The sequence below is a fragment of the Streptomyces panaciradicis genome (genome assembly GCF_023516615.1).
In the GTDB taxonomy this organism is placed as follows: domain Bacteria; phylum Actinomycetota; class Actinomycetes; order Streptomycetales; family Streptomycetaceae; genus Streptomyces; species Streptomyces panaciradicis.
Genome location: NZ_JAMGBF010000024.1, coordinates 1 through 422 on the forward strand (window position 1 = coordinate 1; position 422 = coordinate 422).

Annotated in this window: 1 protein-coding gene; it reads left to right on the forward strand. The window is 75.1% G+C overall.

Going from position 1 to position 422, the window contains the following annotated elements:
- Positions 1 to 422 (forward strand): sensor histidine kinase (locus M8J74_RS11195; protein WP_249836215.1); only part of this gene is annotated, 422 nt, incomplete at both ends.

Consider the following 422-nt stretch of genomic DNA (forward strand, 5'->3'; position numbering starts at 1 on the left):
GACCTCCTTCTCCTCGCCGCAGACCAAGGTCAAGGTCACCGGTCACGCGCTGCCCGACGGCCGCGTCCTGATCGAGATCCACGACACCGGTATCGGCCTCTCCCCCGAGGACCTCGCGGCGATCAACGAGCGGCTCGCCTCGCCGCCCACCGTGGACGTCTCCGTCTCCCGCCGCATGGGTCTGTTCGTGGTCGGCCGGCTGTCCCAGCGCCACGGCATCCGCATCCAGCTGCGCCCGTCCGACTCCGGTGGTACGACCGCGCTGGTCATGCTGCCCGTGGACGTCGCCCAGGGCGGCAAGAAGCCGCAGGGCAAGCCCGGTCAGGGCGCCGGTGCCGTCGGCGGTCCCGCCGCCGCGCAGGCAGCCGCCGGTGCGGCCGCGGCCCGCCGTCAGGCGGCCGGTGCGGGCGCCCAGGGCGGTC